Here is a 12,148-nt window from a genome sequence, read left to right on the forward strand (position 1 = left end):
GGCGGCCTGGGCCGGACCGGCCCAGGCCGCCCCCAAGTTTACTGCCAGCTCCTGGTGTTCCCGGCTGCGAGTATAAACTATCACCTCGCATCCCCAGTGGCGGGCCACCTGCAGAGCCAAGTGGGCGGAAGCGCCAAAGCCGAAAAGGGCCAAGCGCTCTCCCGGCTGCAGCCCGGCTACCCGCAAGGAGCGATAACCGATGATGCCGGCACAGAGCAGCGGAGCCGCTTGCCGTTCGGAGAAGCTTTCCGGCAGGGGCAGGACAAAGTCGGCCGGCGCTACCATATATTCGGCATAGCCGCCATCATGATCGAGGCCGGTGAATTCAGCCTGGGAGCAGAGGTTTTCTAGCCCCCGCTGGCAATAAAAGCAACTCCCGCAGGTGCGATAGAGCCAGGGTACCCCCACCCGGTCGCCGACTTTAACGTCGATCGCCGCGGAACCGGACCTTTCCCCTGGCTCAGTCGGCTCGCCTAGGGCCACCACCCGGCCCACCACCTGGTGGCCGGGTATGACCGGGAGCTTTTTGAGGAGCAGTTCGCCCTCCACCGTATGCAGGTCGGTATGGCAGACGCCGCAGGCATGGATCTGGATGCAGACCTGGCCGGGGCCAGGTTGGGGAACGGGAAGTTCCATCAGGGTTAGGGGTAAAGTCTCAATGGGAGCGGGGTTCTTGAGCACCATAGCGCGCATATTGGCCGGGTAGCGCCAGGTTTTGGCGCTACCGTCTCACCTCCGTTTAGTTCGTTCTTAGCCTTTTCCTAAAACTGGTTTGGTGCTGGACCTCCCCAAGAGTAACATCAGTAGCTAGGTGGACGGCTTAGCCTCTTCGGCTACTTGCTTAAGCCTCCTGGCAGCGACGGTTATGGCTGCCTCCACGCAATCAACCCCAATCCAGCGCCGGCCCAGCCGCTGGGCCACCACCAAGGTAGTCCCCGATCCACAAAAGCAGTCCAGCACTAGGTCCCCGGGTTCGGAGCCAGCCTTGATTATTCTGGTAAGCAACGCTTCTGACTTCTGGGTGGGATAGCCAGAGTCAAACTGGTAAGCGGGGATATCCAACCAATTGGTATCGCAGATTACTTCTTCTCGCGGTTCCACCCAGTATTGAGGAGAGCCGGTGCGAGGGCTGGGCCGTAGAAACTCTAGTTTTTTGCCAGTGGCCAGCCAGTATTCTTTGAGGCTCATCTTATCCGCATAGTGCTCCAGATAGGTTTGGTAATTGGCGGCTGCTCGCATGGCCCGGTCTTGGCTCCACTTCCATTGCCCCCGGCTGATAGTCTTACCAAATAGCGGGTAGCGCATGGTGGGGCGGTTTTCGTGGTTGTAGAAGCTAGCCCACGATCCTTGCTGTTGGCGGGGGCTAGCTTTCTTGGTAGGGGGCCGGAAACGGGCCTCGGGGTGCTTGGAATACCAAAAGATGGAATCGGTGGCGGTATTGAGCATGACCACCTGAGCAAATTGGTTCTGAAGATTCTTGGTAGCCCGCTTGACTATAATCTCGTTCCGAAAATTCTCCCGGCCCATGATCTCGTCCAGGAGCACCTTGACATAGTGAGCTAGGCGGTAATCCATATGTACGTACAGGCTACCGTCATCGGCTAATAGTTCCCGGAGGAGAATGAGCCGCTGGCGCAAGAATTCCAGGAATTCAGCCCCATCCAAGGTATCACTCCAGGTAGCTTGGCCACGGCCTTGAAATTCGCGCTGGGTGGCGAAGGGAGGATCGATATATACCAGTTTCACCTGGCCTTTGACGGCAACATCCTTGGCCAAGGCTCTCAAGGCCAGCAGGTTATCCCCCTGGATCAAGCGGTTATGCCAGTGCGACTCATGGTTAGCCTGGACTCTATCCTGGGTTCCACCGGTTGGAGTGGCATCGGCGCTAACCGCACCAGCCGCACTTGGCTCTGTAATTTCTTGGTCCTGGCAGCAAGCCTCCAGGTAAGCTGGCCACTTGTTGGTGGCGCTAGGGGGGAGGAGGATTTGTAATGGCACCAACGCAGGTACGGGGCCAGCGGCCAGGACCTCAGCGGCCGGTCGCTTTCCCGGATAGTCGAGCTTAACTGGCAGGTTGCCGGAAGCAGGCAAGCTTATTCCTCCCCCCTCACCTTCACTTCCTCAAAATAGGGGGCCATCTGGGTGGCTACCCGCTCCAAGACTTCCTGGGGATAGGGATGCGCCTCGCGCAAGCAAGGATCGATGATAGTAGTGGCGGGGCGGAATTGCTGCAACACCCAGCGGCGAGGGCGGATCGACTGGGCCAGCCAGGAACCGATGGCCAAAAGGTCCGCCTCTTCCAGCATCCCCGGGACGGCGGTGGTCCGGAACTCATAGTCGATGGAACTGGTCTTAATCAGGTCGATGCTCTGCTGGATCCGCTTGAGAATGGCAGCACCCGTCTCTTGGGCGTTCTGGCCCAAACAAAGGCAATCGGCCGGCTCTACCCTGTGGGTAGAAGCAGTAGCCATAAAGCTTGGGCGCCCGGTCAAAAGCTCGTACTTCTCCGGGGGAGCCTTAACATCCATAGCCACATAATCTAGCAATTGCTCTGTCAGCAGCCCTTGCAGGACTTCTGGGTTGGTGCCGTTGGTATCCAGCTTCACTTTGAGTTCCATAGCTTTTAGTTCTCTAATAAAGTCGGGCAACTGGGTCCAGAGGGTAGGTTCGCCGCCAGTAATGCATACGGCTGGTACCAGGTGCTTGCGCTTTTCCAAGGAGCTCAAGATGGCTTTGGGCTGGAACCGGGGCAGCTGCCTTTGCCGCAGCACCAAATCACTGTTGTGGCACCATGGGCAGCGCAGGTTGCAGCCGCCCACAAATAAGGTAGTACAAACCTCACCCGGGTAATCAACCAGGCTGGTCTTCTGGATGCCGCGAATCAATTCTCTCACCCACCCTTAGCGCTCCCACTTAGTCGAGCCGATAACTTGCGTATCGGACAGGGCCATTCGAAACCCCGAATGACCCTGTCCGCCCCGGGTTGCCTGTTTTCTTGAGCTACAGCTAAGCTACTGAGTTGACTTCCTTGGGTTCCTTTTGGGATTCTACCCTATAGTACCTGCGCTCAGCAAACTCCACCTTTTTTCCCTTATTCCAGTTGGAAACCGGCCGGTAATAACCCACAATCCGGCTCCAAACCTCGGTCTCCTGGCCGCACTGGGGGCAGGCAGGTTGTTCCCCGGCCAGGTACCCGTGGGTGGGGCAGATGCTAAAGGTGGGGGTGAGGGTGAAATAGGGGAGCTGGTAGTTGTTCATCACCGTCTGCAAGAGCCGCTCGCAGGTCTTGGTGTCGGTGATGCGCTCACCTAGAAAAGCATGGAACACTGTGCCCCCGGTATATTTGAGCTGGAGCGGATCTTGGTGTTCTAGAGCCCAGAAGATATCGTCGGTATAGCCCACTGGCAGCTGGGTGGAGTTGGTGTAGTAGGGCTCAGGATCCACTCCCAGGGCTGCCGCCGCTCCTTCGCCTCCAGCGGTAATGATGTCAGGATAAGTGCTCTTGTCGATGCGGGCCAGCCGGTAAGCAGTACCTTCAGCTGGGGTAGCCTCCAGGTTGAACATCTGGCCCGTCTCTTCCTGGAATTCCTTCAATACTCCCCGCATGAAGTCCAAAATCTCTAAGGCTAAAGCTTTCCCTTCCGGGGTCTCGATACCTTTGCCCAGGAAGTTTAAAAGCGCTTCGTTCATGCCCACGATGCCGATGGTGTTGAAGTGGTTCTCCCAGTAACGCCCGAACCTAGCCTTGACGTTTCTAAGGTAGTGGCGGGAGTACGGGTAAAGGCCCTGCTCGGTCAGCTTCTCCAGGATGTTGCGCTTTAAGAGCAGGCTCTTTTTGGCCAGCTCCATCTTTTCCCTTAGTCTCGAGAACAGCTCCTCCTTGGTGGAGCTTAAATATCCCAGCCGGGGCAGGTTGATGGTCACTACCCCAATGGACCCGGTCAGGGGGTTGGAGCCAAACAGGCCGCCGCCGCGCTTCTTGAGCTCCCGGTTATCTAGCCGCAGGCGGCAGCACATGCTGCGGACATCCTCAGGTTTTAGGTCGGAGTTGATGAAGTTGGCAAAGTAAGGGATACCATACTTGGCGGTCATGGCCATGATCTTCTCTGCCACCGGGCTGTCCCAAGGGAAGTCGCGGGTGATGTTATAGGTGGGGATAGGGAAAGTAAAGATCCTTCCCTTAGCATCTCCTTCCATCATCACTTCACAGAAAGCCAGGTTGACCCATTCCATCTCCTTTTGAAAGTCACCGTAGCGGGTGCCTTCCTGCCTCTTACCGCCAATGATCACCGGTTCATCGGCCAGAATGCTGGGCACTACCACGTCCATGGTTAAATTGACGAAGGGGGTCTGAAAGCCCACCCGGGTGGGGACGTTGAGGTTGAAGATGAACTCCTGCATGGCCTGCTTGACCTCGGGGTAAGAGAGGCCGTCATAACGGATAAAGGGGGCCACATAGGTGTCGAAGCTGGAGAAGGCCTGGGCTCCAGCAGCCTCACCCTGCAGGGTATAGAAGAAGTTGGCTATTTGCCCCAGAGCAGTACGGAAATGCTTGGGTGGAGCGCTTTCCACCTTCTGGTCGACTCCGGCGAATCCCTCGGTCAAAAGGTCGGCCAGGTCCCACCCGCAGCAATAGGGAGCCAGAAGGGAAAGATCATGGAGGTGAAAATCGCCGGAGATATGAGCTTCCCGCACCTCCGGCGGATACACTTTTTCCAGCCAATAGCGGGAGCTTACCGCCGCGATTATATGGTTATTTAGTCCCTGCAGCGAGTAGTTCATATTGCTGTTCTCATTGATGCGCCAATCTTCGCCGTCCAGGTATCCCTGTACCATATTATCGACGTTGACCATCAAGTTTCTAAAATTACGCCACTCGGCATGCTGTTGCCGGTAGAGGATGTAGGCCTTAGCGGTGCGGGCATGTCCGTTTTCGATCAGCACCTTTTCTACCAGGTCCTGGATGTCCTCCACCGTGGGGAGCTTATCGGCAAAGCGTTCTGCTGCTAAGGCTACCACCTGGTTGGCCAGCTCACAGGCTAGCCTCCGGTCTGATCCTCCCACTGCCTGGGCGGCCTTAAAGATGGCGTTGATGATCCGTTCCTCGTCGAAATCAACTACTCGCCCATCCCGTTTGATGATCTTTTTTGGTACCAAGATGCTTCCCCCCGCTCTATGTACGTAAATAGAAAAGTAACCGCAAGTGACTCCTATTAAGCTAATGTTCCGACAGCGTATCGGTACCAGGTCCGCTTGGCGCTGGGCCAACGCTTCCTTAAATACATGATACCATTCCCGGAAAGGAAGAACAACAATTCACCTGGCCAAGTTGGCATAGCAGGGGAATGGTATGGGCGCCTAGGGAGAGATAAAGCCCAGAAATAGGACCTGGGCAAGCTTGGTCCACAATCAAGGCATGGCGGGAATAGAGTTTTCTACTTGGAGCACCTCATTGACGTTACGGGCTTGTTTGAGTATTTCCGCTAGCCTCTCTTCCTGGCGCCTCAGGTTGGTCAGCCGGGCATCGAGATCAACGTATTCCTGGGTGACATCGTTGGCAGTTCGGTTCTCCTTCTCTACTGTTCCCATATTCTTGATCTCGGCTAGCAGGGGCTCAAATTGAGTAGCCGGGACCCGCAGGGAGAATGACCCTTGGCGCTTGCCCCTTTCTTGACCGGAAATGCTAGCTTGGGCCAGATAGCCGCCTACGCCTCGCAGGCGCTGCTCAGTATCGTCCAGCCGTCCAGCACTCAACTGCGAAGTATTTTCGAGCATCGGGTGAGCTTACTGCCTAACTGAGGTGGGCGTCAAGTCTCGCTCCCCCAAGTTGAGTGCCGGGTCCGCTTCTCCCGGCACTAAACCGTTGGCTCAGCATAACCTGGCAAGGCCTTGGCTATCTGGCCTGGGTGAACTCCGCACCTACATCCCTGCGTATCCAATCTATAGACGGAATTTTCATAAAGGCGGTTCCATGGAATGGGTACTGTAAACGGTATAATCTTTCTTCCTAGGGAAAACCCTAAAGCTAGGGATCCATGGAACTAGGGATCCACAGGTTGCGGAAGGGGTTGAGCAGGATAAGCGTCGCTGAGACCCAAAGGTCAGCTGTTGGCACCGGCCTAGTCGATTTGCCTAGGGGTCGGCAATTTATGACCGGCAACGAAGTCATTGCCTGGGCTGCCATTGCTGCCGGTGCCGACATCATGTACGGGTATCCCATTACTCCCCAAAACGAGATCATGCATTACTGGACTCGCTTGGCTCCCAGATTTGGGCGAGGGTTCCTTCAGACCGAGGATGAGATGTCAGCTGGCTTTGCCACCATCGGCGGGGTGTTGGCGGGCAAGCGCGCCTTCACTGCTACCGCCGGGCCAGGAAACGTGTTGATGCAGGACCCCTTAGCCATGGCGGAGATGATGCGCCTGCCGGTGGTAGTGATTGTCTGCCAGCGGGGAGGACCTTCCACCGCTACCGTCATTTACTCGCAGCAGGAGGTCAACCTCACCTGCTTTGGCGGCAACGGCGAGGGCTTGCGGATCGTCTATTCGCCCTCAAGTCACCATGAACTTTATACTTACGTGCTCAAGGCTTTTAACACTGCCTGGGCCTATCACTTTCCCACCTTTGTTTTGGGAGACGGCTACCAAAGTAAGATGCGGGAGCCAGTAGAGCTATTTGATCCGGCAGATCGAAACCTGGAACCGGTAGCCACCGTGCCTTACCTGGGTGGGCCCGGGGTCCCCGGAGTCGATCGGGAGCCGGTCCTTTTGCGCAATACCTACAATCTCGAGGAAGAACTTTTCGCGGTGCTGTCCCAACATCAAGCCGACTACCAAAGGATGGCAGAAGAGGTGGCCGAATACGAACAGCTAGGCGCCGAGGAGGCCGAAGTCATAGTAATAGCGCACGGGGTGGTGGCCAGGGCCGCCCGAGCCGCGGTGGAAGAACTCCGGGCTTGGGGCGTGCCGGTAGGATTGTTCCGACCCATAACCCTGAGGCCATTTCCGACCCAAGCCCTAAGGCTAGCGGTGGCGCAAGATGGCACCAGCAAGGTTAAGAGACTTTTGGTTTGTGAATCAGCCCAGGGGCAGCTAGAACGGCTGGTGAAGGAAGCCCTTTACGGTTTAGCATCCCCGCCGGAAATGGCTAGTTATCTCCGCCCGGGGCTGGCCATCACTCCCGAAGAGATCATGGATCAGCTGAAGCTTACTTGAAGGAGGCCCAACATTGGCCGAGCTACACCCAGCTATGCCGCGCTGCTGGCGGCCGGAGACCAAGCCCCACAAGTTTTGTCCCGGTTGTGGCCATGGGCTGGTGCTCAAGGCTTTAGGAGAGGCCATAGACGAACTGAACCTCCAAGGGCGGGCCATTTTTGGGTGCGATATCGGCTGCTCCCTCTTGGCCTGGGATTTCTTCAACCTGGATACGGTTCAAACCCACCATGGCCGCACTATTCCGGTGTTAGCAGGGATGAAACATGCCCGTCCCGAGCTGATAGTAGTGGCCTATATGGGTGACGGCGGCGGTTATGCCATCGGCGCCCAACACTTGGTAAATGCTTGCGCCCGCAATGAAAAAATTACTGTCATCGTTGCCAACAACACCACCTATGCCATGACTGGCGGGCAGATGGCTCCCACCACCCTACCAGAGCAGAAGACCGAGACTACCCCCTTTGGTCGCGATCAAGAGACTACTGGCTGGCCTCTGGACGGTCCGGCCCTGGTGGCGGGTGTGGCCCGGGAGGGGAGTTATTCAGCTCGGGGAACGGTGGCCAACATCCAGCAGCTAAAGCGATTTATCAAGCGGGCCCTAGAAAACCAGATTGAGGGGCGGGGATTTGCCTTCGTGGAAGCTCTTTCTGCCTGTCCCACCAACTGGAGGACCAACGCCCGTGAGACTTGGCATTTTCTTGAACATGACATGCGCCGCTTCTACCGGGTAGGAGAATACTCGGGGGCAGGATCAGAACACCGAGGGCAGGCCGGTATGCTGCTGGAGGCTCCCGGTCGAGGCGAGACCCAGGCTCGGGGGGAAATGGCGGCTAGCCGAGATGAACTTTCGCCCTGCCCGGGAGCCCCAGCTCACCCCATGGCACCTCATGCCGGGGGTGCCCATCCCCATCCTCCTCAATCCAGAACCGCTTCGCCGTCTGGCCACTCCCATCCGCTGAAGATCGCCATGGCCGGCGAGGGCGGCCAGGGGGTGCAGGCGGCAGCAGAGATCCTAGCCGAGGCAGCTTTTTTGAGCGGTCGCGAAGCCCTCTACATCCCCAATTTTGGGGTGGAACAGCGGGGAGGGGTGTCGGTGGCCTTCGTCCAAATTGCCCCTTCCGGCCATCCCATTCCTGCCCCCAAGTTTCGCACTGGGGATGTGGTGGTAGCCTTAAGCGACCGGGCCATACGCCGGGCCACCGATTATGCTGGCCCCCAGACTACCTTCATCTATGATTCCAGCATCGAAGGCGCTGAAGCCGACTTGCCCAAGAATGCCGCCCGGACCAAGGGGATTCCTGCCCTCGCCACTGCCGCCCAAACCTTGCACCCGCGGGTTTTCAACATCTTGATTCTAGGCGCCATCCTTGGGCTTACCAAGGTCTTGGACCTGGAGGCGGTCAAGGCCGCCCTGGAGAACCGCCTAGGCTACAAGTTTGCCAAAGAACCGTCGCTGCGGGACCTGAACTACCGAGCCCTGGAAGCTGGCCTCAATATGGTACGCTGAGCAGGAGCGGAAACCAGAGGATGTCTGAGGGTAGGAAGCTGCACGGCGGGGCAATGAATAGTTAAGTAGCGGATGCCGGGGCGCTGGTCTGGAAGCTACCAATTCAACTTTGGGATGCAGGCTAGGGTTGGCCTAGAGCAGATAGAAACGCTCTGCCCAGTCGCTGTGCGCCAACGGTTGAGTGCTGGGCGGCTGGAAACTATGGTTTTTTGCTATCAAAGGAGTGTGATCATGGAATCGCGACCGGTGGACCCCAGCTGGGAGGCCGTAACTACTGAAGATGGCCGGGGGATCTTTCACCTCTTCCCGGCTCTGTGTAAGGGGTGCGGCCTCTGCATCGAGAAGTGCCCGGTTCATACCATCGGCTGGTCCAAGCGTTTGGGCGTCTACGGCACCCCAGCGGTGGAGCCCGGCCATGGCGAGGGCTGCATTGCCTGCAAGATCTGTCAGATGGTTTGTCCTGACTGCGCCATTTGGGTGGAGCGGAAGGACAGAGAGGGTATAAAGGCGCGAGCAAAAACTCACTAGTGAGGAAGTGGCCAAGGTTACAGGAAGGGGGCACGTCCTAGGGCGGGGAATGGAATTCGGCAAGAGGCAGGGTGAACGGGAAGTAGGAGTGAGAAGATAGGGGCGGGGCCAGCCCAAAAGCTTTGCCCCGCCCCTAACTCACTTACCAGCTTCTACTTGTTCCTCAGACCTTAGCAGCGTTGAGTGGCCAAATGAAGAACAACAGGATGATGGGGATGAAGATCACGATCAGTAGGATGAAAATCCACCAGAAACCAAACCCTTGCTCCACTTCTTTACGCCTCCTTTAGCTATTCATGACTGTGGTACTTAATATAGGTACCCCGATCTTGCTCCGATAATCGGAGCTTTTTCTTCTCCCGGTTGCCGCCCTGCCTAGGCTGATTGCGTGTTGATGGGAACCAGGCAGAACAGCAGCAACAACGGGATGAAGATTACAATCAACAGGATAAAGATCCACCAGAAATCCCATTGAGCGCCCATAGATTGCCCCCCTTGCTGGTCTAAGATGCTTCCGAAACATTTCCCATGCCGGGGCGCTGGCGTCGGCGAAAGACTGGCCTCGCCAGCGATCCGTATGGCTCCCCCTCGCCCTTCGGCGGGGTTCCCGGCCAATTCGACCTCCTGTCTCAAGAGGCCGGCCTCGGGCCTCCATGCCCTCGGCCCCGCCTCCGGGCTCGGTCTCGCCAACGGCTCGCAGGGCTCGCCCAAAGTCGCCTTACGCCAGCATCCCCGGCCATTTTGGTAATTCTTTCGGATGCACCTGGCTTAAAGCTGGTTTTCGGGCCGCTTTTCTTTTCAGCATCAGCATATGCACCCCGGCATGGAAGTGTTAAAGGTGCAATGGCTGTTTCAGCGGGGACCAACGGCTTTGCCCTTGCATAGGATGATTAAGGATTCTTATGAGCAGTTCGCAGAAAAGGGGGTTATGCGGTTGGTTTCTCGAAGCCCGTTTGGTTCCATTCCTGGCCGGGGGATCCGGAAGATTGTGATGTTTAACCCGGAAGTGGAGGCTCTCAAGTGCTGCCGGTCGCTGATATCGGGTCGGGGTCGCGTAATTAAGCATTTACCGTTTATCAACGCCGCGGTGGTTGAGTTTATGCCCTCTTTACCAGAAGCGGTATGGGATGAAATGGCTGCCCATCCGGATGTGCTGACTATCGAGGATGATTTCGAGGTGCACACTACCTGCTGGTTGGGATCGAGTGCTCCGGTAAACCAACCTCACCAGAGCGTTCCCTGGGGAGTGGAAAAAATCAAGGCGCCGCTGGCCTGGGCAGACAGTCAGGGAGAAGGGGTGAGGGTAGCTACCCTAGATACCGGGGTTGACTTTGGACATCCGGATCTGCGGCCCAATCTGCGCCGGGGCTATAATGTGCTGGCGCCTGGTACCTTACCCCGGGACCGAAACGGCCATGGAACCCATACAGCCGGGACCATCGTGGCTGCCAATAATTCCATCGGGGTGGTAGGCGTGGCTCCCAAAGCCACCCTTTACCCGGTAAAGGTGTTAGATAGCCGGGGCATGGGACGGATCTCCACCATTGTTTCGGGCTTGGAATGGGCAACCAAGAACCAAATGCAATTGGTAAACATGAGCTTGGGTTCCAGCAATGCCAGCAAAGCTTTGGAAACAGCCGTAAAAAATGCGGTGGCAAAAGGAGTGATCATCGTAGCCTCGGCTGGGAATGTTGGTAAACCTGATAGCGTGCTTTATCCGGCGCGCTACCCCGAGGTGGTAGCGGTTTCCGCCATCAATGAGCAAGGTCAGCGGGCTGATTTCTCGAGCTACGGACCTGAGGTTACCGTCTGTGCCCCTGGAGTGGAGGTTCTATCTACCTATCCTGGTGGCCGCTACAAGAAGATGAATGGCACCTCCATGGCGGCGCCCCATGTTACCGGCGCCCTAGCTTTGCTCCTGGGGAAAATCTCTACGGTGAATGCCAGTGAAATCATGCGTCGGTTGCGGAGAGGGGTTCAGCACCTGCCCGGTTTGAGCCGAGAAGAACAGGGGTTTGGCCTGATTGACGCCCAAGCATTGGTACAGGGCGGTGCTGCCTGGGCGTCTGAGGGCGAGGAAGTAGAACAGCCGGTATTGGCTGAGGCTGAATAGGAGAAAAAGGAGGAGGATAGCTTTGCCAGGCATTGATACCAAGCGGCTCCAAGAAGGCCTAGCCCGGGCAGTTCGAGCTAGGACCGAAGCTGGCCAGGGGGATGAGGGTGCTCAACTGGCCAGCGGAAGAGAGGGCATCGGCGAAGCCCTAAGGAGTGCCGGTATCTCCCCCGAGAACCAGGAAGCCATGCTCGAGACTCTGGAGCAGGCGGGCATTTCCGCGGATCAGGTACAGGACAAAGCTTCCATCATTAATTTAATTCAGGGCCTCACCGCGGGCCTGGATAGCAGCGTCAAATCTAGTCTGGCTGACTTCATCCGCCAGGCGGCCGGGGAGCTAGGGGCGGGGCCACTGCCCGAGGATGTGGAGGCATTCTTGTCCCAATGGAAGAAAACCTAGCATTAGCCAAGCGGTGCTGGCAGCAAAGAGGTGAGGACTAGCGATGTACCGCCATCACAGGTTGGCTTTGATGCTGAGCGCATCGCGGGGAAAGCTTACCCCCGAACAAATAGGGCTGATCGAACGGTATACTGATGTTTTGTACCTGATAGGAGCTTCGTTGTTCTTAGTGGTAGCTATCATTCCCTTTATCTTTCCAGGTGTAGTCCCGCCTTACCAATCTAGCTGGGATGATGGCGACTTTGAGGTGGCTAACGCCGAGCCCTAACTGGCTTTACGATCCAGCGCTCAACTCGGGGACGCGAGGGCGGCATTTGCTCAGGCTGGATGGCAAAGCTCTTGAGATTGTAAGCTTCTATAGGGGGCCAGGCGGCATTGCCGCCTGG

12 protein-coding genes and 1 pseudogene are annotated in these 12,148 nt (G+C 57.1%); 7 read left to right on the forward strand and 6 right to left on the reverse strand.

Annotated elements, in window-relative coordinates; all coding sequences use genetic code 11:
• From H5U02_10545 to H5U02_10565, 5 genes are all read right to left on the reverse strand, one after another.
• A partial coding sequence (locus H5U02_10545) for an alcohol dehydrogenase catalytic domain-containing protein (GenBank protein ID MBC7342863.1) occupies positions 1-693 on the reverse strand: 693 nt, incomplete at its 3' end.
• Between the two features lie 114 nt (positions 694-807).
• Positions 808-2,091, reverse strand: a complete 1,284-nt coding sequence (locus H5U02_10550) for a site-specific DNA-methyltransferase (GenBank protein MBC7342864.1) — start codon at positions 2,089-2,091, stop codon at positions 808-810.
• A gap of 2 nt (positions 2,092-2,093) precedes the next feature.
• Positions 2,094-2,894, reverse strand: coding sequence for an anaerobic ribonucleoside-triphosphate reductase activating protein (locus tag H5U02_10555; GenBank protein ID MBC7342865.1), 801 nt, complete (start codon positions 2,892-2,894; stop codon positions 2,094-2,096).
• Positions 2,895-3,006: 112 nt separating this feature from the next.
• A complete protein-coding gene (locus tag H5U02_10560) occupies positions 3,007-5,160 on the reverse strand; it encodes a ribonucleoside triphosphate reductase (protein ID MBC7342866.1) in 2,154 nt (717 codons plus the stop codon).
• A gap of 249 nt (positions 5,161-5,409) precedes the next feature.
• Complete coding sequence (locus H5U02_10565) at positions 5,410-5,775, reverse strand: DUF4349 domain-containing protein (protein MBC7342867.1); 366 nt, start codon at positions 5,773-5,775, stop codon at positions 5,410-5,412.
• Positions 5,776-6,035: 260 nt separating this feature from the next.
• Between H5U02_10565 and H5U02_10570 the strand changes: the two genes are divergently transcribed.
• The 4 genes and pseudogenes from H5U02_10570 to H5U02_10585 all read left to right on the forward strand — a co-directional run bounded on the left by H5U02_10570 (position 6,036) and on the right by H5U02_10585 (position 9,249).
• Complete coding sequence (locus H5U02_10570; protein MBC7342868.1) at positions 6,036-7,214, forward strand: ferredoxin oxidoreductase; 1,179 nt, start codon at positions 6,036-6,038, stop codon at positions 7,212-7,214.
• A 34-nt stretch (positions 7,215-7,248) separates the two neighbouring features.
• A pseudogene (locus H5U02_10575) lies at positions 7,249-7,950 on the forward strand (2-oxoglutarate synthase).
• Between the two features lie 141 nt (positions 7,951-8,091).
• Positions 8,092-8,721, forward strand: coding sequence for a 2-oxoacid:acceptor oxidoreductase family protein (locus H5U02_10580; GenBank protein MBC7342869.1), 630 nt, complete (start codon positions 8,092-8,094; stop codon positions 8,719-8,721).
• A 231-nt stretch (positions 8,722-8,952) separates the two neighbouring features.
• Positions 8,953-9,249, forward strand: coding sequence for a 4Fe-4S dicluster domain-containing protein (locus tag H5U02_10585; GenBank protein MBC7342870.1), 297 nt, complete (start codon positions 8,953-8,955; stop codon positions 9,247-9,249).
• Positions 9,250-9,624: 375 nt separating this feature from the next.
• Here H5U02_10585 and H5U02_10590 read toward each other — a convergent pair whose 3' ends face one another.
• On the reverse strand, positions 9,625-9,864 hold the full coding sequence (locus H5U02_10590) for a hypothetical protein (protein ID MBC7342871.1): 240 nt from the start codon (positions 9,862-9,864) through the stop codon (positions 9,625-9,627).
• A gap of 223 nt (positions 9,865-10,087) precedes the next feature.
• On the opposite strand from H5U02_10590, the gene H5U02_10595 reads away from it, so the two are divergent.
• The 3 genes from H5U02_10595 to H5U02_10605 are packed head-to-tail and all read left to right on the forward strand — an operon-like array spanning position 10,088 to position 12,030.
• On the forward strand, positions 10,088-11,362 hold the full coding sequence (locus H5U02_10595; GenBank protein ID MBC7342872.1) for a S8 family peptidase: 1,275 nt from the start codon (positions 10,088-10,090) through the stop codon (positions 11,360-11,362).
• Between the two features lie 22 nt (positions 11,363-11,384).
• Positions 11,385-11,762 carry a hypothetical protein gene (locus H5U02_10600; protein ID MBC7342873.1) on the forward strand — a complete coding sequence of 126 codons (378 nt, stop codon included), beginning with the start codon at positions 11,385-11,387 and terminating at the stop codon, positions 11,760-11,762.
• Between the two features lie 43 nt (positions 11,763-11,805).
• Positions 11,806-12,030 carry a hypothetical protein gene (locus tag H5U02_10605; protein ID MBC7342874.1) on the forward strand — a complete coding sequence of 75 codons (225 nt, stop codon included), beginning with the start codon at positions 11,806-11,808 and terminating at the stop codon, positions 12,028-12,030.
• Positions 12,031-12,148: the final 118 nt, after the last annotated feature.

The sequence above is a fragment of the Clostridia bacterium genome (assembly GCA_014360065.1).
Classification (GTDB): domain Bacteria; phylum Bacillota; class DSM-521; order Neomoorellales; family JACIYF01; genus JACIYF01.

Excerpts from the sequence above, each read along its gene's own strand:
- H5U02_10570 (MBC7342868.1), top strand. The coding sequence starts at position 6,036 with ATGGAACTAGGGATCCACAGGTTGCGGAAGGGGTTGAGCAGGATAAGC.
- H5U02_10580 (MBC7342869.1), top strand. The coding sequence starts at position 8,092 with ATGGCACCTCATGCCGGGGGTGCCCATCCCCATCCTCCTCAATCCAGA.
- H5U02_10585 (MBC7342870.1), top strand. The coding sequence starts at position 8,953 with ATGGAATCGCGACCGGTGGACCCCAGCTGGGAGGCCGTAACTACTGAA.
- H5U02_10605 (MBC7342874.1), top strand. The coding sequence starts at position 11,806 with ATGTACCGCCATCACAGGTTGGCTTTGATGCTGAGCGCATCGCGGGGA.
- H5U02_10565 (MBC7342867.1), bottom strand. The coding sequence starts at position 5,775 with ATGCTCGAAAATACTTCGCAGTTGAGTGCTGGACGGCTGGACGATACT.